This window comes from Methanoculleus sp. MH98A, assembly GCF_000691865.1.
Lineage (GTDB): Archaea > Halobacteriota > Methanomicrobia > Methanomicrobiales > Methanoculleaceae > Methanoculleus.
Genome location: NZ_JMIO01000077.1, coordinates 1 through 18,610, shown reverse-complemented (window position 1 = coordinate 18,610; position 18,610 = coordinate 1). Strand labels below are relative to the sequence as shown.

The window sequence follows — 18,610 nt, the reverse complement described above, 5'->3', positions numbered from 1 at the left end:
ATGATAACAAACAGTACTATCTTGGGAAGATTCTCTTAACAGATAAATATCGGCGTACACAACATCCTGATGTCTTTCTTGCCTGCTACAGAGAGTTTGTTACGCTATCAGATGAAAAAAGAGCAAGTATAAGAAAGTTCATATTGAGAGGAAGGGGAGATGAGGACGAGGATCTTTCCGAAGGGGATTCCACGTCCTATAGGGAATTCATAGCAAATGTTGCTGGAAGATGTGGAAAAGCGGATGACATCGTAGGAAGAATTTGTGATCAAGCCTTGAGAAATGTAATTGTTGGTACTATCGCCCCTATTGATTTGCCAGTTGAAGGGTTATCCCAGATCGTTGCAGAATTTGATGCGCTTGAAGAGTTTTTCTTAACAAGTGACCCCATTAAAGCTGATCTTGGTGTCAATTCTGAAGGAGTCAAAACGTTAGTCATAGAAAATATGTTAGAACTTCATTTAGAAGATGTAATTCGGCGGAATTTCCATCAACTGTTCCCTGACTTAGAGATTGTCGATAAGAACCAGCATTATCGTACAAGAGATGGCACCTATATTGACATCTTCTGTAAGCATAAGCAGGACGACAAATACACCGTCATTGAATTAAAAAGAGACAAATCGCCCTCAAGTGCGTTAATCCAACTATTAGACTATATGAATCAGATAATGAAGGAATTCAATACCGATAAAGTGACAGGAATTCTCATATGCAAAGAAATAGATCGGCGAACCAAGTCTGCGTTAGGTGCAATCCAAGGCAATATGCCCGAAGGCAGCAACATCTCTGTAATTGAGTTCAACTTAAAAATGGAGTATAGTTGCATGTGATTGGAGGAGAGCACCATACTACCGACTGCCTGTGACATAATCATTCCATGAATATGAGGGTTCGAGCACCGCGGGTGTGAATTATAGAGACAGGGGAGGGGGCATGCCCCCTCCCCGTCAGCCCCTCCCCCAGACGCGATATCCCCACGGTCCACTGCATCGGGATGTGTAAATAACACCGAACGATGGTGCCCATCTTTCATCATCAAAGAAACAGGCCACGCAGCTAGCACGAGTGAACCACACACCCTGCATGCGCGTTCTGCTACTGCGGCTGGGAGCCCCGATCCGCCATGAAACCTGCAAAATATGATTTTAAACCGGGTAACCCCGCCCCTCACACCCTCTCTTCCAGGTGAACCTTCAGCCCCTCGTTGTCCACCTCGGTCGCAATCGCGACCCGGAGGCCGGCCTTCTCCAGGATCACCGCCACCTCCTCCTCGGGCCGGGCGGTGATGACCGCGATCGACGGGCCGACCGAACTCATCCCGACGAACTCGAGCCCGGCGTCCCGGAGTGCCGCCATGTAGCGGTAGATCTCGAACCCGTGGTGCTCCACCTCGGCGCGTTTGGAGCCGCGGAACTCGATCTCCCAGATGACGTCGCCGGCTTTCCGGAGGTCGCCGCGTTCCAGCGCGGGAATGAGGTCCATCAGGACGAGGTAGGACTTCAGCTCGCGGTCGCGGTAGTCGAGCGTCCGGGCCTTGTTCATCAGGAGGTCGAACTCCATCTCTCCCGCCGACGAGATATCGGAGGACGGGATGGCGATGTAGACGTTCTTGCCCCCGGCGAAGGCGTGCCGGTAGACGAGCGCCAGGTCGTCGCCCATCACCACCATGCCGCCGTGGCTGCTCGCGGCGGGCCCGACACCGGTCTCGAACCCGAACGCAACGCTCCCGGCCTCCGTCTCCTCGACGAAGTTGCAGCCGAGGAGGAGGCGGAGCTCATCAGAGGTCAGCGGCGAGCCCACGGCGACGTTGAGAGCGTTCGCGACCGCGATCAGGATGGTGCTCGTCGACCCGAGCCCCACGTGCTCGTACTGGTGGTCGCGTGCGCGGATCTTAAAGCCGCCCTCGTACCCGACGACCTGCCGGAAGGCCTCCGCGAAGTGCCGGAGGATCGGTTCGCGGGTGTAGTCGATCTCAATCCCTGAATCCGTGCACTCGACCTCGGCGGTGCAATAGACCCCGATGGCGAACCCGATCCCGCCTCCCCCGGGACGGTCCGGGGAGAACCGGTTCATGTCGAGCACGGTGAGGTGAATCCTCGCCGGGGCGCGGGCGACGACGGTGCCGGAGACCGGTGTGAGCCGGTAGTCCTTTTTGAGACCGCACGGCCGGATATTCTCGCCGGGGGAGAAGGAGGTGAACTCGTACTCGACGAGGTCGAGGTCCCCGCCCCGGATCTTCATAACAGGCATGCTGATACCCGGTTAGCGTGTACGGTCAAAGAAGATATCCTTTCCCGATGCCCGGAGCGGGATCCCGTAGGCTACCCCGCAGCCTTCCAGCCACCCGAGCGAGAGCGCCCCGACGCCGGCGGTGTACATGACCCGGTTGTCGACGTTGTGGAGGCTCGCGGTCTTCACTGCAGAACCGACCGCAATCCCGAGATCCGTCATCCGCACAATGCAGTTCGGGCCCCGGAACGGCGTGGCCGGTGGGTTTAGCTCGCGCTGGGCGTCGAGCATCTCCGCACAGGTGGCATAGCCGCACCCGCCGCAGTCCAGCCCCACGGCGTCGGTGAGGAGCGACCCGATGAGGAGGCAGGCGTCGCTTGCCTTGATATTGCCCGCGTCCCTGATGAAGAAGCCCATATCATGCGTCTCACCGTACTCCCGCATCGCCTCCGCGAGTTGCGCCTTCTCTTCCCCCGTGACGATCATCGTCCTGATGACGTCGGTGCCCCGGGCCTTCGGGGCGGTGCGGGCAGAGAGCGCCATCAGCCGGGCGACCACCTCTACGGCGTCTGATTCAAAGACCATGAGAGTACGTGGCCCCGACCCAAGATAAGGGTATGCCCAGACGGGGTCGATACCTTTTTCACAGATCCACCGAAGAGCCGGACCGTCATGGCACCGGAGAAGAGCCTCGAGCGCGCCACGTTCGGCGCGGGGTGTTTCTGGGGCGTTGAGGAGGCGTTCCGGCGCGTGCCGGGCGTCGTGGAAACCGCGGTGGGGTTCATGGGCGGCACCGCCGAGAACCCATCCTACCCCGAGGTCTGCACCGGCAGGACCGGGCACGCGGAGGTCGTGCAGGTGACCTACGACCCCGGCAGGGTCTCGTACCGGGCGCTCCTCGACGTATTCTGGGACGCCCACGACCCGACCACCCCGAACCGGCAGGGGCCCGATGTCGGGACGCAGTACCGGTCGGTGATCTTTGTCCACACTCCCGAGCAGGAGGCGGAGGCCCGGGCGTCGAAGGAGGAGATGGACCGATCGGGGAGGTTCCGCCGCCCCATCGTGACCGCGATCGAGCCCGCGGGAACGTTCTGGCGGGCGGAGGAGTACCACCAGCAGTACTTCGCGAAGCGCGGCGGCGGGCAGTGCCGGACGGTGTGGTAGGAGAAAAGAGCGGGGGGTACGTTAGGGCTGCGGTTGGCGATTTTGAACATCTCACTCTCCGTTCTTATGAGGCTTCGGGCCCTGCAACAATTGTCATTAGAAATCCGTCCGCTTAGATTCTTGCGACCCCGCACACGGCTTTCCAGTGGATATCGCACCTTCGGTGCTCCAGCTCCGTTCCTGCCGGAACGTCGCTTATCGCCACGCACTGCCTCCGCCCCTCTGGGGCGGGGAACGACTGCTGGAACGGCAGGAGTTTGAGCACCGCAGGTGCGAATGAGGAGGCCGGAGGCCGGGTGAGGTGGGGGTTACGCCTCCTTAGGGAGAGAGACAGGGGAGGGGGCATGCCCCTCGAAACTCCTCGAGTTTCTCATGCTCACTCCGTTCGCACCTCGCACCTGACGGTGGTCGAGCTCCGGTTCTACAAACCGTCGCACTCCCCGTCAGCCCCTCCCCCAGACACGATATCCCCACGGTCCACTTTCTTGGGCTTGCTCTCGCTCATCCAGTTCCAATAATCGTGGATAACAACGGCAGAGGGACAAATGGTCAAGAACCCCTCAGATTTCAAACAACAGAATCGCGAAAAAAAAGAGCCGGCGCCTCTGCCGGCACCAACCCCCCTTTCACTCTTTCCGCGCCGTCCCCCCGATCTTGAACCCGACGCCCTCGAACGTTGCGACCAGCCGGTCGCCCGAGTAGACGTCGACGGCATAGACCGACGTCTTCTCCGTCTCCGATACCATGTATGCGACCGCTTCGAGCGTCTCCCCCGCCGGGACGGTGAAGTAGCGGATGTTCGCGGAGATCGCGATCTGGTCGACCCCCTCCATGTTCGCGGCGATGCCGAACGCGTGGTCCGCGACGGCGAAGATCGCGCCCCCGTGGGTCGTGCCGTGAGCGTTCCTCATCCCCGCCGCCGGCATCGCCACCTTAACACGGCCGTCCTCGATCGCCGTGACCGCCATCCCGAGGAGGCGTGCGAACTCGCAGGTATCGGATCGCTGCACCGCCGCAGAATAGGCTTTTGGGACGGATGCGGTCTTCTTCATGAGGCTACTTGTACTCCCGCTGCGTGTAGGTGGTTCCGCCGGCCTCACCGCCGCGAAGAACGATGTAGAACCATTCCCAGAGCGACTTGAGCGTCCCGAACTGCTGGTAGCGCCGCATCGAGAACCCGACTTTCAAGCGGGGGTCGAGGTGGACCTTCCCGAGTTTGCGCATCCGCTGCGCGATCTCGAGATCGTCCCCGGCATCGATACAGCGGTACATCCCCGCCCGGACGAACGCCTCCCGGTCGAAGGCCGTGTTGCACCCGAGCGTGAAGTAGATCGTCCGGGTGTAGTAGCCCAGGCGCGAGAAGGTGTTCGCGCCGAGAAGAGAGAGCCGGTTCCTGAACGAGTCCTCGATCGGGTAGACCGTGCCGTAGAGCTGCACGATATCCCTCTCCGCGAAGTCCCGCCCGATCCGCTCCACCCAGTCCCGGGGGAGGATACAGTCGGCATCCGTCGTGGCGATGATATCGCCCTTCGCCGCCATCGCCCCGTCGTTTCGGGCTCCGCCCACCCGCTTGCTCGTCTGGATGAAGACCTGATCCGCAAGGGGCTCGGCCAGTTCCCGGGTCCGGTCCTTCGAATCTCCGTCGACGACGATGATCTCGTAGGTCTCCCTCGGCACCGTCTGGTCGGCGAGCGACGCAAGACAGCGCTCGATGTTCTGCTCTTCGTTGTAGGTCGGCACGACTACGGAGATCATCCCTCGATCAACTCCCGGTATAGTTGTTGATGCCGTTTTGCTATAAGCGTGATGTCGTATTTCTCCGTCGAAGCGCGGGCGCGGGAGGCGCAGCGCCGCAGGGCCGCGTCGTCGGCGAGGATCTCCCGCGCCTCGTCGACCCCGGAGAAGAAGAGCACCGAGTCGCCGAAGATCTCGCGGAACTCGTAGATGTCCCGGGCGATGACCGGAAGACCCGCCGAGAGGCCCTCCACGATCACGAGGCCGAACGTCTCGGCGTGGGAAGGCATGAAGAAGATATCCGCCCCGCTGTATGCCCGGGAGATGTCGTCGATGACCCCGGTGAAGATGACGTTCTCGTGGCACTGGGTCTTGAGCATCTGGATCTTCGCGTAGTCCTTCGAGAACGTCCCGTACGGGAACCCCCCCACCCAGACCCAGGTCATCTCGGGATGCTGGTCCGCGAGTTTGAAGAAGTCGTAGATGCCCTTCCGGGGGGTCTGCTGGCCGACGGAGAGCACCACTCTCCGGCCGGGATCGATGCCGTACTCGTCGCGGAACGATTTGCGCTTCTTCTCGTCGCGCTTGAAGTACTCCCGGTCGATCCCGTTCGGGATGAGGGTCATCGGGATGTCGGCGACGAACTGCTCGGTTTCGCGGTGGCAGGGCTCCGATATCGTGATGATGTGGTCGAACTGGCGGTAGATCTTCGGGTATATCTGGTTTATCCTCTGCGAGAACGCAACGTTGCCCTCGTTCAGGCGGGGGGTCGAGTGGGCGGTCAGGACCTTTGCGCCCTCGGTGAACTTCAGGTGATACATCGCCCAGGGCCCGAAGGTGTGGTAGTGGGTCAGGTCGAAATCGCCGTGGTAGAGGTTGCGGGTGACCTCCATGCCGGGGAGACGGGCGAGATGGTTATACAGCGTCCTCGCCGCCGTCGCGCACCCGATGTAGCGCAGGAACCGGAAGTCTTCGACGAATATGTTGACTTTCATCGATCCTTCCTCGCGAAGTCGATTGCGCTCCTGATGCAACCATCCATATTGAGGTACTCGAACTCTGCGAACCGCCCGACGAGGTCGATGCCCCGCTCCCGGCAGAACTCACGGACGATTGCGATGTTTTTCCGGTACTCGATGTCGTAGACGACGTAGGCGAACCGCTCCCGCGCGACGCCGGTGTAGACGACCCTGTCCCGTGAAGGAATGAACCCGGCGGCGGCGAGCGACGCGACGGTATGCTCGACCAGTTCGGCGTCCGACATCCGGGAGACCGCGTCCCCGTCGTTGTAGGTGATCTCGGCGAGGATCGAGGAGTGGCCCGGAGGGGCGACCTCGGTGCTGTAATTCGAGGGGAACGATATCCGGTTGAAGAGGCCGGTCTTCTCGTCGGGGACGTAGAGCCAGGATATATCGGGAACCTCCCCGGCAAGGCCGATGAAGACCGAGCAGAGCGAGTTGTAGCGGAGGGCGTCGCAGGCCGCCTGCACCTCCGCCGGGACGTCCGCAAGACAGGGGAGCAGGTTCTGGAGCGGGATCGTCGAGATGACGCGATCCGCACGGACGGTCTTCCGGCCGTCGCTCACCACAAATCCGCCGTCCTCCTCGCGGACGGAGGCGACGGCAAAACCGGTCCGGACGGCGGGGGCGACCGGTTCCGCGATTGCCCGCACCAACGCCTCGATCCCGCCGGTCACCGGGTAGGAGAAGACCGCCTGGTGGACATAGCCCTCGGTCTCGATGCCGATGGCCGACCTGATGATATCCTCGACCGGCGGGCGGGGGATACGCCCCTCCACCCAGTGGTGCGACATCCGGTCGGCCGGGTAGTTCCAGATCTTCTCGTTGTAGGGGAGCATGTAGCACTCGGCGATGCCCCGGCCGAAGGTATAGGTGATCCACCCGGCAAAGTTTTCCGGCGACGGGACCTCGCCTTTCTCGACGGCAATGAGGTTTTTGACGAACTCGTTGATGCAGAAGAAGCGGTCTTCGTCAGGGAGTTGATACAGGCCGTTCTCGAAGGGATATTTGACGTAGCGGCCTTTATAGAGGATCTTCGTGTTCCGCGTCCGCCGGTCGGCGTTCTCGCCGAGAACCGAGAGCATGAAGGAGAGGACTTCCGTGTCGCGGGAGAAGATGATGTGCGAGCCCCCGGCATCGAACGTAAACCCCGCTTCCGTCCTCGAGCGGCAGAGCCCCCCGATTTCCTCGTTCCGTTCGAGAACGGCCACGTCGTCGCCCTGTTCGTGGAGCAGGCGGGCCAGCGTTATCCCGGTGAGGCCGCCGCCCAGTACCGCCGATTTCACGTTCGTACTGTTTATGCCGAAACCTTATATGGTTGACCATCCGTTTCCCCGCGGTTGCCGGATATTGGAGCAAAAACGGGAGTGCGCGGTCAGGGAACGCGGATGCGAGTTCTGTCCCGTTGCGCTGATGGCGGGCTCCCGGTGATCGCAATAACTACAGGGATCACCGCCCCCGTAGCCTGCTGACCGCCCACCCGGCAAGTGCGCCGAGGATGATCAGCACGCTGCCCGCGATGAACGTATACTTGATCGGCGACATCACGCCGGTGAACGCCGCAACCCCATAGAGTTCGGCCGGGTAGGAGAGGAGCAGCGCGATGACCCCGATGTTCTCGCAGTAGTCGGCGATGCCGGCGACGAGCGGGACGACGTTTAACCGCATCCAGGGACTCCCCTCCGGCAGCCAGCAGGAGAGGAGCCAGGTGATTGCAACCGCATAAAAGAGCGTATACGCCGCCGGGAAGACGAGGTCGAGCGGCACGATCCGCGTCAGGTAAAACGCCCGCCCGGCATCACCGAGCGCAGCAAGCATCGCGTACGCCTGCACCGGGGTGTAGGTGAACGCCATGTCGAGGATCGTAGCGCCGCCCGTGATCTGTGCGAGCGCAGAAAGACCGAACGGCCGTCCGTTGATCAGGGCAGCCAGGACGGCGAAGAAGGCGAACGACGCGACGAGTGTTCTTCCCGATGAAATCCTCCGGATGGCGGACGAGACCGTCCCGACGATCATAGCCCCTCCCCCCTCCACGCGTAGCGAACAGCGCCTTCCGGGCAGGCGTCCACGCATTCGCCGCAGAGGATGCACTCCGCATTCTCCATCCTTCCTTCCCGGACCATGCCGCGGACGTCGAGGCTCATCGGGCAGGCCTGCGAGCACCTCCCGCAGTCCACGCAGCGCTCCGGTGCGGCCGCGAGGTGGAGCGCCGGCCATTTCACGAGGTTCCTGATCTTCCGCCCGAGGATCAGCATCACCGCGATCGGGCAGAAGGTGTGGCAGAACCCCCGCCTTCCGGCGAGAAGGGCGAATACGGTGATGAAGATGATCTGGCCGTAGAGAAGGGTGTATGCGCCCGGCCGGTCGATCGAGATCCCGTTGCCGGTCTGGTAGAACGGGTCGAAGACCCAGAGGCCCCCGGCGGAGTAGACGGCGAGAGCGATGGAGCCGAAGATCCCGAGGAAGACGGGGTATTTGAGGTAGTTCAGCCATCCGGCGGTCACCGGTTTTCCATTTATCCGGGCGTAGATCTCCTGCAGGCCGCCCGCGGGGCAGAGGTAGCCGCACCAGAGTCTCCCGAAGAAGAGCGAGCCGATGAAGAGAAACGTGAATACGAAGAGGCCGCCGGTGGCGATGCCCTGCGACGCACCCTCGGTGATGAGCGGGCAGGAGATGTAGACGAAGGTCACCGGCATCAGCACGAACGAGAAGATGAGGAGTGCTATCCGTATCTTCTGGCGCAGTGCCGATCGGATCTTCGGTTCGTATGTCATGGCTCAAACCTCGCCTGTGCGGGCTCACTCCCCCCGCTGCGCCTCCATATCCGCAACCGTGAGATCCGGGTGGCGGTAGCGCCCCCGGCCCTCCGTCCCGAGCATCACGTTGAGCTGGATCGCCTCCGTCGGGCAGAAGTGGAGGCAGGCACAGCAGATCTCGCAGTGCCGCCCCCAGGCCGGACGACCGTCGACCATCTCGATATTCCCCGCCGGGCAGACCCTCGCGCAGGTGCCGCAGCCGGTGCAGGCGTCCGATACTGAGAAGAGTTTGCCCGCATCGTGAGCGGCCTTTGCAAGCGATCCGTAACTCAGGGCTTTCACGAGCCCGGAGATGGGCGCGAACCCCGGAGAGACCGAACGGCCGCTCCCGATCGCCTCCGCGATCTCGCCGAGCCGGCTGTCTGCCCTGCCGAGGGTCCTGCCACACTTCTCCGCCGGCACCGACCGCATGAGCGGCGGGAAGTTGCCGGGCATGCTGACGGCAAACGCGGCGTCGAGCCCCCGGCCCTGCCGTTCCCGGAGGATCCCATCGAGCTGGTGGAGGGCCGAAACCCCCATGCCGCCCATCGTGACGACCGCGAAGGTGTACTTCGCCCCCGAGAGGTCGAGCCGTTCCGCGAACCTGGCTACCATGACCGGCACCCCACAGTCGTAGACCGGGCAGACGATCCCGACCCGTTCGGCGGCCGGGGTGATTGCGCCAGGGGTATTCGCGAGCGATGCGATCGGGACGAGGTCGGTATCCCCGAGAGCCCCGCCGATCTTCCTCGCCGCGGCAAGGGAGTTGCCGGTGCCGGTAAAATAGTAGATGACGGTCTTCATGGCAACCTCAAGCGACCCCGGCTCGATCCCGCTCTCCACCGGTTGTGTCAGCAGTCTTAGTGTTCGCTCATAGGGATATGGACTTTGCGAAGACGATCGGGCGGGCGAACCGGGGCCATTGGCGTGGCGCACCATCACGACGACGCAGTCTCATGCAGGGACACGAAAAAAAGTGGCGTGATCGCTCCGCCGTCACTCCCGGCGGGGCGAGTCCTTATCGGCGAGCCGGGTCGCCCCCGGTGTGCCCGGCCGCGGGGCGCTCCGGGGGGACTGGATGAACCAGCCGGTCCGGGTGCCGTCGAGCACATCGGCCGAACTCCGGGCGGTGAGGAGGCTGACGACGATCATGGCGGCGAGCGAGAGCACGAGTGCATAGAGGCTGAAGTGCACGGGAAGCGATCCGACGAACTTGGAGTAGTATCCGAAGATGCCGGCCGCGACGAGCCCCGTCGCCATGCTCGCGATCGCTCCCTCGCCGGTCGCACCGCGCCAGTAGAGCCCGGCAAGCAGCGGAACCGCGAACGTCGCGAGCATCACCCCGATCCCCATCCAGATCAGCCACGCGAGCATCTCCGGCGGGTTGATGGCAAGGAGGAGCGTGCCGCCGGCCCCGAGGACGATCGCGACCTTCGAGACGAGGAGCACTTCCTTATCGGTCGCCGAGGGGCGGAAGATGTTCTTGTAGATGTCCCACGCGAACGACGTGCCGACCGTGAGCATCAGCCGATCGGTCGTCGACATCACCGCCGCAAGGACGATCACCGCGAAGAGCGCCCAGAACGCCACGTTCGGCATCGCGTGTTCGACCCCCAGGATGAAGGAGTAATCCTGGGCGTTCACGGCGTTCGGGAGCACCAGTTTTCCCTCCTCGACGAGCGAACGGACGGCAAACCCGGTGAACTTGACGAGGAACATCACGACCGCGTAGATGGCGAACGCGACGAGCGGCGCCCACTTGAAGTAGCGCGCCTCTTTTGCGGCCAGGACGTTGTTGACGACGTGCGGCGCGCAGGCGAGGCCGACCATCAGGAGGATGCCGAACGAGACCAGGAACTCGGGCGTCGCGTACGCGTATGCGGCATACGCCGGGCTCGGGAACCACGGCTCGACGAAGTTCGGGTCGATCCCGGCAATGACCGTGTTGATGTGAGTGAGCCCGCCGGCACTCATGACGACGAACGGCGCCATCAGGAGGACGCCGAAGATCAGGATCCCGCCCTGGAAGAGGGTCGTCCAGGAGACGGCGTAGAGCCCGCCGACGACCGTGTAGGCGGTGATGATGACCCCGGCGATGAGCAGCGCCTGCCAGTGCGGGATACCAAAGAGCCAGACGAGCACGATGCTGATCGCGGCATACTGCCCGACGAGGTAGATCAGCGAGACGATGATCCCGGAGACCGCCGAGAGCGCCCTGAGTGCCCGCGGGCTCTCGAACCGGTCGGCGAGGTAGTCCTGGACGGTCAGGTAGCCCCGCTCCTTCCCGATGGCCTGGAGTTTCACCCCGAAGAAGATGATACAGAACGCGGCCGCGAGCGGAACGAAGATCTGCTCCCAGATCCCCGGCCAGCCGGACGTATACCCGAACCCGCTGACGCCGAGCAGGGTCATCCCGCTGCAGATCGAACAGACGATCAGGATCGTAAAGACCCAGAACCCGAGCGATCTGCCCGCGAGGATGTAGTCCTCGGTGTTATGGATCTTCTTCGAAGCCCAGTTCCCGATGCCGACGAGCACGAAGAAGTAGAGCCCGATCAGGACGAACGTCAGGATGTCCGCCATCACGGGGCCTCCCTGAACCCGAGACCCCAGAGAGCGAGCAGTACGAAGACCAGAGCGACGGCGGCGCCCACGATGATTCCCGTATGGAGAGGTAGCCCGAAGAACATGCTATGTTAGTGTGTGACATGCTAACATATAACACAATCGCCGGGGAGGTGATGAGCTTACCCCGATGGAGCGATGAAGGCATCACACCGAAAAGAATGTTATTTGGAACTCTTCACGGTCTTTGCGCCCCGGAGGAGCGCAATCTTCCCCGTGCGGACGAGTTCCTTGATGCCGTACTGGCGCAGGAGTTTCTCCAGCGCATCGATCTTCTCCGCATCCCCGGTCACCTGGAGCACCAGCGTCTTCGACCCGACGTCCACGACCTGGGCGCGGAAGATGTCGGCGATCTGCAGGATCTCGGCGCGGGACGGTCCGGTCTCGGCGGCCACCTTGATGAGGGCGAGTTCCCGCTCCACGCTTTCCCGCTTCGTCAGGTCCGAGACCTTGATGACGTCGATGAGCTTGTTGGTCTGCTTCATCACCTGCTCGACGACGCCGTCGTCGCCGTTCACCACGATCGTGATCCGGCTCATGTTCGGCTCCTCGCAGGTCCCGACGGCGAGGCTCTCGATATTGAACCCCCGCCGCGAGAACATCCCGGCGACCCGGCTCAGGACGCCTGCCCGGTTCTCCACGAGAACGCTCAGGGTGTGCGGTTTCATTGCTGGCGCACCCCGATCATCTCGTTGATGGCGGCACCCGCCGGGACCATCGGAAAGACGTTCTCCTCCCGCTCGACCCGGAAGTCCAGGACGAACGGCCCGTCGGTGGCGAGCGCGGTCTCGAGCGCCTCCCGCACGCCGGCCTTCTCGTCGACCATGAGTCCTTCGACCCCGTAGGCGTTCGCGATCTTGACGAAGTCCACCGGCGGCAGCTCCGTGTAGGAGTAGCGGCGGTCGTAGAAGAGTTCCTGCCACTGCCGCACCATCCCGAGGTACATGTTGTTCAGGATCACGACTTTGACGGGGATGTTGTACTGCGCAACCGTCCCGAGCTCCTGGATGTTCATCTGGAAACTCCCGTCGCCGGCGATGTCGACGACCGGGAGGTCGGGCCGGGCGTAGTGTGCGCCGATGGCCGCCGGGAACCCGTAACCCATCGTCCCGAGGCCGCCCGAGGTGATCCAGGTCCGCGGTTTTTTGAAGCAGTAGTAGAGCGCGGTCCACATCTGGTTCTGGCCGACCTCGCTCACGACGACCCCTTCGCCTTTCAGGATGTCGGAGAGCTGCTCCACGACATACTGCGGCCGGAGATGGTCGTCGTCGCGGTAACCGAGCGGGTACTGCGCCTTCCAGGTGCCGATCCGGGAGACCCAGTTCGCCGTATCGCCGCGCTTCTGCATCCGGGATAAAAACGCCTGGAGCACCGCTTTGACGTCGCCCACGATCGGGACGTCGACTTTCTTGTTCTTCCCGATCTCCGCCGGGTCGATATCGATGTGGATGACTGTGGCGTTCGGCGCGAACGTCTCGATCTTACCGGTGACGCGGTCGTCGAACCGGACGCCGACGGCTACCAGGAGATCGCACTCCGTCACCGCGTAGTTCGCGGACTGGGTGCCGTGCATCCCGAGCATCCCGAGACAGAGCGGGTGGTCGCCGGGGACGGCGCCGAGCCCCATCAGGGTCGTCGTCACCGGGATGGCGGCCGCCTCCACGAACTCCAGGAGTTCGGCCGACGCTCCGGAGAGAACCACCCCGCCGCCGGCGTAGACGAGCGGCCGCTCGGCTGTCGCTATCAGGTCGAGCGCCTTCTCGATCTGGCGGACGTGCCCCTGGTAGGTGGGCTGGTAGCCCCGGAGGGAGACTGTTTCGGGGACGGGCTTTCCCTCCAACACCTGGCCTGTGCTGACGTCTTTGGGGATATCGACCAGCACCGGACCGGGCCGGCCGGTCCTGGCGACGTAGAACGCCTCCTGCACCACGCGGTCGAGGTCGCCGGCATCCTTCACCAGGTAGTTGTGCTTCGTGACCGGCATCGTGATCCCGGTGATGTCCGACTCCTGGAAGGCGTCGTTCCCGAGGAGGGCGGTCGGCACCTGGCCGGTGAGCGCCACGATCGGAATGGAATCCATATATGCCGTCGCGATCCCGGTGACCAGGTTGCATGCACCGGGGCCGGAGGTGGCAAGGCATACGCCTACGCGGCCGCTCGCACGCGCGTAGCCGTCGGCTGCGTGCGCCGCTGCCTGCTCATGCCTTACCAGTATGTGCCGGATCGACGAATCGTAGAGTTCATCGTAGATCGGCAACACCACGCCGCCGGGGTAGCCAAATATGGTATCCACCCCTTCTCGCTGCAGCGCTTCAATCAGAGTCCTGGCTCCGGTCTTCATGCTCTTCCCTGAGTAATCTGTTCATCCCGGCGATAACTGCTTCGACGCTTGCCATGATGATGTCGGTCCTCGCGCCCCGCGAGGTCACGGTCTTCCCGTCCTTGCTGAGTTTCACCGACACGTCGACGAGGGCGTCGGTGCCGCCGGTTATGGCATCGACGCTATATTCGTCGAGCCGCACGCTCCCGACGTCCGCGACCGATCGCTGGAGCGCGCGGATCGCCGCGTCCACCGGTCCGGTCCCGACTGCGGCGCCGGTGATCTCCTCGCCGCGAACGAGCATCGTCACCGAGGCGGTCGGGATCGCGTTGCTCCCCGAGACGATGGTGAACTGGCGCAGTTCGATGCACGGCGTAAACTCGATCTCCATGACGGTATCGGCTATCGCCATGATGTCGGCATCGGTTATCCGCATCCCGGCATCCCCGAGACGTTTGATCCGGGTAACGATCTCCTTGAGCTGCGGGCCGTCCGGGGCATACCCCATGTCGTTGAGCGCGGCCTCGACCGCCGCCGACCCCGAGTGCTTCCCGAGGACGATCCGGCGCTTTCTGCCCACCCGCTCGGGCCGGAGCGGCTCGTAGGTGCTCGCGTCCCGCATCACCCCGTGGGCGTGGATCCCGCTCTCGTGGGTGAAGGCCATCTCGCCGACGATCGGCTTGTTGGTCGCGAGCGGCACCCCGGTCAGCCGGGCGACGTGAGTCGAGAGGGGGTAGAGTTCTTCGGTCCTGATCCCGGTATCGACCCCGTAGAGCACCTCGAGCGACATCACCAGTTCTTCGAGGGACGTGTTTCCCGCCCGCTCCCCGAGGCCGTTGACGGTGACGTGGGCACAGGTTGCCCCCGCCCGGAGGGCGGCAACGGTGGTCGCGAGCCCGAACCCGAGGTCGTCGTGGCAGTGGATGGAGAGCGGGGCGAAGAGGAGCGGCGGTATGATCGCGGCCGCCCGCTCGGGCGTGAGGAGGCCGACGGTGTCGCAGAAGCAGAGCCGGTCTGCGCCCCGCTCCACCCCTTCCCGGAAGACCTCCGCGAGGAAATCCTGGTCGGCGCGTGACGCGTCTTCACCCGAGAGTTCGACGACGAGACCGCGGCTCTTGGCGTACTCGACGGCGCTCCAGGCCATAGCGCAGACCTGTTCGCGGGTCTTTCGGAGCTTCTTGCTGATGTGGAGGTCGCTGACCGGGATGACGAGGTGGACGGAGTCGGCACCGGCATCGGCGGCGAGGTCGATGTCCCCGGGTAGAGCCCGGACGTAGGTGCAGCACTCGGCGGCAAGCCCGGCATCGGCGATGGCACGGATGGACTCGCGTTCTCCGACGGACGCGGCGGCTGAGCCTGCTTCTATCACGTGGACGCGACGTCGGCGAGGTGCGTTGCAATCTCAAGTTTCCCTGCCGGCGTGAGAGAGACACCCGGTGTCTGTTCGCCGTCCCGTAAGGTAGTGTCAAAAAAGCGGGGCGATTCAACAAATAAAACAATCACACATAGTGCAATTCACCGTCAGAGAATTGGCGACAGCGCTACTTAAAGGTTGGGCAGTCGGGGAATCTGGTGCGGGATAAAATAGAAGGGGGGTTTCACGCCGGCGCCGGGGCGCTCTCGTAGAGGAGGGCGACGTAGCGGGCGGAGAAGATGATGAACGCCGGCGTGAGGAGGAAGAGGAGTATCGGGCCGATGAGCGGGATCAGGGCAAGGATAAACTCCACGATCGCAATCACGATGATCATGACGAGGAGGGCGATGAAGCAGCGGATCCACCGATCGTGCCGATGTGGGTGAGGAGAGTGTGGATCCTGAAGGCCTCGCGCATCTTCCCCGTCCGGGAGAACCTGACCGCCGCAAACGTCGAGAGGATCCCGATGATGACGGCCGCAAGGATGAAGATGATAAGGATGGCGAGGGCTGCGAAGATGGCCAGCTCCGGGCTCAGAAGCGGTTCGGGACCGGATCCCACCGGGGTTACCGTCGCTGAGACCGGGATGAAGTACATCAGGAAGGGAAGGACGGTCAGGATCACGAGCGGGATCGAGTAGACGATCGTGATGACGATCAGTTTGATGCCGTCGATAAAAAGCCCGATCCAGCCTTCGAATTCCGGGGCGGGTTTCGTGCCGCTCATGACCCGCACCGTGTAGCCGTACATGAACGGGAATATGATCGTGCTGACGAGCAGGAGGAGCCAGCGGACCCACCTGCCCCAGATTGCATCCTTCGCGTAACCGAAGGACTCGCTGATTAATCGGACGACATCCATGTGTATCACCGCATGTTCGGTTAAGAATTACCCGGGATAGGGATAAACACGCTGTTTTTGTTCGGAAAAAAACGGTATACCCCCGAGATTCTGCCGACGGATTGAAGACGGTACCGTTGACGGAAGGACTCAGTGCAGGTGCATAAGGATAGGTTCGGCGAAAAAGGAGTGGTTGTTTGGGTAGTTTATGCGGAAGCGGGCGCTTCCGCGTATACTAGGGCAAGGTACCGGGCGGAGAAGATGGCGAACGCCGCGTTGAGGAAGAGTGCGATGAGCCAGCCGAGGAAGGGTATCCCACCGAGAATGCCGACCACGAAGCTGTAGACAAACGCGACGACGAGGAGGAGGATGACCGCGATGATCCAGATTCCCCACCCGAGCGCGCCGATCTGTGCAAAGATGGCGCTGAAGTTGAACGCCTCACCGACACTGTCGGTGTGGGCGAACCGCAGTACGGCAAACAGGGCGATGAACGCCATGACGGCCGCGACGAGTAAGGCGAGGAAGGCTCCTGCCAGTGCACCGAGGATCGCGGCGCCGGCCGCAGTCGGGTCGGTCGTTGCCATTCCTGCGAGGGCGCTGAGGCCGCCGAGGACGAGGAAGACCAGGATTGCCGGGATCATGTAGACCAGCATAATGATATTCATCTTCCATCCGTCGACGAAGAGCTTGCCCCACCCGTCAATCTCGGGGGCAGGTGTGTTGCCGGCGAGCACCCGCACGGCGTAGCCGGAAAGCATCGGGATCAGGGAGACCGTGATCGTCTGCACGAGTGCCAGGACGGCCAGGATGACCCATTGCATCCACTTTCCAACCAGAGCCTCTTTGGTATACTCAAACGAGTTGGAGATTACATTACCGTAGTCCATAGATGTACCACCTTTGTTAAATTTGAGAATTTCTTATATAAATGTATTGGTCTAAATGAAAACTTTACCATATCCCTTTCCAGAAAAGGGCTAATTTGACCCGGAAAAATCGTCTAATTCCGACACAGATCAATCCGAGCGGGACCGGAGCGGTGCAGCATATATAAAGCCGGGTTTCAGCAACGGGCATCACGTACGCCGTGCCCCGGGCGCCCGGAACCTCTCCGGCGGCGTCTTTGATTGTGAAAAGAAAGTAGGGTTCAGGCCGGTGCCTGAGCGCTTTCGTAGATCAGCGTCATGTACCGTGCCGCAAAGATCGCCCAGACCGGGTACAGGAGGAACGCGATTACCCAGCCGAGGACCGGGATTGCACCCAGCAGCCCGACAACGAAGCCAAAGACAATCCCGACGATCCAGAGGATGATGAGGGCGATGATGTAGCTCCCCAGCCAATCTTGCCGATGTGCTCGAGGATGGCACCGAAGGCAAACGCCTGGCCGATGCTGTCCGTATGTGCGAACCGGATGATACCGATCGCCGAGATCAGCGAGATGATGATTCCGACGATGAGCACGAGCAGGAGGCCGATACCCAGCGACCCAAGGGCGAGCAGGGGGTCTCCGCCGTTGGCTGCCATGATTGCAGGTACCATGAAGATGGCCATGATGATGAAGAGCGGAATGGCGTAAATGAAGCCGATGACGAAGAGTTTCAGGCCGTCAATGAACATCCCTACCCAGTTCCCTACCTCGGGAGCCGGCTTCACACCGCTGTAGATCCGGACCATATACCCCATGATGAGCGGGAATATGATCGTGCTGATGGCGAGCAGGATCCACTGGACCCATTTGCCCCAGACAGCGTCTTTTGCATAGCTGAACGAATCGCCCAGCATGTTTCCATAATCCATAGGTGTATCACCCACGATTTACTGTGAGATTATATGGTATAAAAGCGTTGCCATAATTCCTCTTTTTGCAGCCTTCCTTTGCTGAAACCGGGCGATCATTTCACCACGAATCAGGCAATCAGCGCTGAGAACGTTTTCCGGAGCAGGGACAGCGCGGCATATAAACGCTGAGAATACGGCAGCGACAGGCAGCCGGGGAGGGGAGCATGAGCACCGGTAAGAACTCCGTCCTTGCGCAACGTCATCCCCTGCGGCTTTGCGTGAACGAACGGTGTGGATATGATGCTGCAAGAAATTACTCACCAAGATTCAAAAGCCCGGCAGAGAAACGCCGATTCCGATGACCACGTTCCCGCCGGTAAGACCCGTATCGAGGAAACCCAAAAGATTGGTTAGTACGTTCCAAATACCAATGCAGCCACCACTCCGAAAAGCATGAAGATAATGAATAAGCCCAGCCAGATTATCAGACCTGCGACGAGATTGTAACCAAATACTGCTAGTGCACGTTTTAAGAAACTGTCTGACGTCAACCAGCCCTTGTAACTATATGTATCCGTTCCGCCATTGGACATATTCGGGTAGTTTAGTGAACCATAATTTAACCATTTTCATTTGACATCTGTTCTCGTTGAGTGGCTATCCTGGAAAGGCAGATCCAGTC

The 18,610-nt window shown here is 61.7% G+C and carries 18 protein-coding genes and 1 pseudogene; 2 read left to right on the top strand and 17 right to left on the bottom strand.

What is annotated here, in order from left to right; genetic code table 11:
* Positions 1–833, top strand: an 833-nt coding sequence (locus EI28_RS13570) for an endonuclease NucS domain-containing protein (protein WP_155937358.1), incomplete at its 5' end; no start/stop codon positions are given.
* 337 nt (positions 834–1,170) lie between these two features.
* On the opposite strand, the gene EI28_RS10325 is transcribed toward EI28_RS13570, so the two are convergent.
* Both EI28_RS10325 and EI28_RS10320 read right to left on the bottom strand, forming a co-directional pair.
* Complete coding sequence (locus tag EI28_RS10325; RefSeq protein WP_048114625.1) at positions 1,171–2,253, bottom strand: GHMP kinase; 1,083 nt, start codon at positions 2,251–2,253, stop codon at positions 1,171–1,173.
* Positions 2,254–2,265: 12 nt separating this feature from the next.
* Positions 2,266–2,817: a ferredoxin domain-containing protein gene (locus EI28_RS10320; RefSeq protein WP_048114623.1), complete on the bottom strand. Its 552-nt coding sequence runs from the start codon at positions 2,815–2,817 to the stop codon at positions 2,266–2,268.
* Positions 2,818–2,904: 87 nt separating this feature from the next.
* On the opposite strand from EI28_RS10320, the gene msrA reads away from it, so the two are divergent.
* The gene (gene msrA / locus EI28_RS10315; RefSeq protein WP_048114621.1) at positions 2,905–3,399 is read left to right on the top strand and encodes a peptide-methionine (S)-S-oxide reductase MsrA; all 495 of its coding nucleotides are present in this window, start codon (positions 2,905–2,907) and stop codon (positions 3,397–3,399) included.
* Positions 3,400–4,025: 626 nt separating this feature from the next.
* On the opposite strand, the gene EI28_RS10310 is transcribed toward msrA, so the two are convergent.
* From EI28_RS10310 to EI28_RS10245, 15 genes and pseudogenes are all read right to left on the bottom strand, one after another.
* On the bottom strand, positions 4,026–4,451 hold the full coding sequence (locus EI28_RS10310; RefSeq protein WP_052379726.1) for a PaaI family thioesterase: 426 nt from the start codon (positions 4,449–4,451) through the stop codon (positions 4,026–4,028).
* A 4-nt stretch (positions 4,452–4,455) separates the two neighbouring features.
* Positions 4,456–5,154 carry a glycosyltransferase family 2 protein gene (locus EI28_RS10305; RefSeq protein ID WP_048114620.1) on the bottom strand — a complete coding sequence of 233 codons (699 nt, stop codon included), beginning with the start codon at positions 5,152–5,154 and terminating at the stop codon, positions 4,456–4,458.
* Positions 5,151–6,128 (bottom strand): glycosyltransferase family 4 protein, encoded by a 978-nt coding sequence (locus EI28_RS10300; protein ID WP_048114618.1) that lies wholly within the window; start codon positions 6,126–6,128, stop codon positions 5,151–5,153. The genes EI28_RS10305 and EI28_RS10300 overlap by 4 nt, the downstream gene beginning before the upstream one ends.
* Positions 6,125–7,438, bottom strand: a complete 1,314-nt coding sequence (locus EI28_RS10295; protein WP_048114617.1) for an NAD(P)/FAD-dependent oxidoreductase — start codon at positions 7,436–7,438, stop codon at positions 6,125–6,127. The genes EI28_RS10300 and EI28_RS10295 overlap by 4 nt, the downstream gene beginning before the upstream one ends.
* Before the next feature lie 163 nt (positions 7,439–7,601).
* Positions 7,602–8,168, bottom strand: coding sequence for a hypothetical protein (locus EI28_RS10290; protein WP_155937356.1), 567 nt, complete (start codon positions 8,166–8,168; stop codon positions 7,602–7,604).
* Positions 8,165–8,926, bottom strand: coding sequence for a 4Fe-4S binding protein (locus tag EI28_RS10285; protein WP_048114613.1), 762 nt, complete (start codon positions 8,924–8,926; stop codon positions 8,165–8,167). The genes EI28_RS10290 and EI28_RS10285 overlap by 4 nt, the downstream gene beginning before the upstream one ends.
* Positions 8,927–8,950: 24 nt before the next feature.
* Positions 8,951–9,790, bottom strand: a complete 840-nt coding sequence (locus EI28_RS10280; RefSeq protein WP_369792287.1) for an EFR1 family ferrodoxin — start codon at positions 9,788–9,790, stop codon at positions 8,951–8,953.
* A 153-nt stretch (positions 9,791–9,943) separates the two neighbouring features.
* Positions 9,944–11,530, bottom strand: a complete 1,587-nt coding sequence (locus EI28_RS10275; protein ID WP_048114612.1) for a sodium:solute symporter — start codon at positions 11,528–11,530, stop codon at positions 9,944–9,946.
* 206 nt (positions 11,531–11,736) lie between these two features.
* Entirely contained in the window at positions 11,737–12,240 is a 504-nt protein-coding gene (ilvN, locus tag EI28_RS10270; RefSeq protein WP_048114611.1) for an acetolactate synthase small subunit, read from the bottom strand.
* Positions 12,237–13,913, bottom strand: coding sequence for a biosynthetic-type acetolactate synthase large subunit (gene ilvB, locus EI28_RS10265; protein WP_048114610.1), 1,677 nt, complete (start codon positions 13,911–13,913; stop codon positions 12,237–12,239). The genes ilvN and ilvB overlap by 4 nt, the downstream gene beginning before the upstream one ends.
* Positions 13,885–15,395, bottom strand: a pseudogene (locus tag EI28_RS10260) (2-isopropylmalate synthase). Before EI28_RS10260 ends, ilvB begins: the two are co-directional and overlap by 29 nt.
* Positions 15,396–15,490: 95 nt before the next feature.
* Positions 15,491–15,640, bottom strand: coding sequence for a hypothetical protein (locus EI28_RS14105; protein ID WP_155937354.1), 150 nt, complete (start codon positions 15,638–15,640; stop codon positions 15,491–15,493).
* Positions 15,637–16,167: a DUF4013 domain-containing protein gene (locus EI28_RS10255; RefSeq protein WP_052379725.1), complete on the bottom strand. Its 531-nt coding sequence runs from the start codon at positions 16,165–16,167 to the stop codon at positions 15,637–15,639. Before EI28_RS10255 ends, EI28_RS14105 begins: the two co-directional genes overlap by 4 nt.
* 185 nt (positions 16,168–16,352) lie before the next feature.
* On the bottom strand, positions 16,353–17,036 hold the full coding sequence (locus EI28_RS10250) for a DUF4013 domain-containing protein (RefSeq protein ID WP_048114609.1): 684 nt from the start codon (positions 17,034–17,036) through the stop codon (positions 16,353–16,355).
* 346 nt (positions 17,037–17,382) lie between these two features.
* On the bottom strand, positions 17,383–17,946 hold the full coding sequence (locus EI28_RS10245) for a DUF4013 domain-containing protein (protein ID WP_369792286.1): 564 nt from the start codon (positions 17,944–17,946) through the stop codon (positions 17,383–17,385).
* Between the last annotated feature and the right edge of the window lie 664 nt (positions 17,947–18,610).

Excerpts from the sequence above, each read along its gene's own strand:
- EI28_RS10325 (WP_048114625.1), bottom strand. The coding sequence starts at position 2,253 with ATGCCTGTTATGAAGATCCGGGGCGGGGACCTCGACCTCGTCGAGTAC.
- EI28_RS10320 (WP_048114623.1), bottom strand. The coding sequence starts at position 2,817 with ATGGTCTTTGAATCAGACGCCGTAGAGGTGGTCGCCCGGCTGATGGCG.
- msrA (WP_048114621.1), top strand. The coding sequence starts at position 2,905 with ATGGCACCGGAGAAGAGCCTCGAGCGCGCCACGTTCGGCGCGGGGTGT.
- EI28_RS10310 (WP_052379726.1), bottom strand. The coding sequence starts at position 4,451 with ATGAAGAAGACCGCATCCGTCCCAAAAGCCTATTCTGCGGCGGTGCAG.
- EI28_RS10305 (WP_048114620.1), bottom strand. The coding sequence starts at position 5,154 with ATGATCTCCGTAGTCGTGCCGACCTACAACGAAGAGCAGAACATCGAG.
- EI28_RS10300 (WP_048114618.1), bottom strand. The coding sequence starts at position 6,128 with ATGAAAGTCAACATATTCGTCGAAGACTTCCGGTTCCTGCGCTACATC.
- EI28_RS10290 (WP_155937356.1), bottom strand. The coding sequence starts at position 8,168 with ATGATCGTCGGGACGGTCTCGTCCGCCATCCGGAGGATTTCATCGGGA.
- EI28_RS10285 (WP_048114613.1), bottom strand. The coding sequence starts at position 8,926 with ATGACATACGAACCGAAGATCCGATCGGCACTGCGCCAGAAGATACGG.
- EI28_RS10275 (WP_048114612.1), bottom strand. The coding sequence starts at position 11,530 with ATGGCGGACATCCTGACGTTCGTCCTGATCGGGCTCTACTTCTTCGTG.
- ilvN (WP_048114611.1), bottom strand. The coding sequence starts at position 12,240 with ATGAAACCGCACACCCTGAGCGTTCTCGTGGAGAACCGGGCAGGCGTC.
- ilvB (WP_048114610.1), bottom strand. The coding sequence starts at position 13,913 with ATGAAGACCGGAGCCAGGACTCTGATTGAAGCGCTGCAGCGAGAAGGG.
- EI28_RS14105 (WP_155937354.1), bottom strand. The coding sequence starts at position 15,640 with ATGATCATCGTGATTGCGATCGTGGAGTTTATCCTTGCCCTGATCCCG.
- EI28_RS10255 (WP_052379725.1), bottom strand. The coding sequence starts at position 16,167 with ATGGATGTCGTCCGATTAATCAGCGAGTCCTTCGGTTACGCGAAGGAT.
- EI28_RS10250 (WP_048114609.1), bottom strand. The coding sequence starts at position 17,036 with ATGGACTACGGTAATGTAATCTCCAACTCGTTTGAGTATACCAAAGAG.
- EI28_RS10245 (WP_369792286.1), bottom strand. The coding sequence starts at position 17,946 with ATGGATTATGGAAACATGCTGGGCGATTCGTTCAGCTATGCAAAAGAC.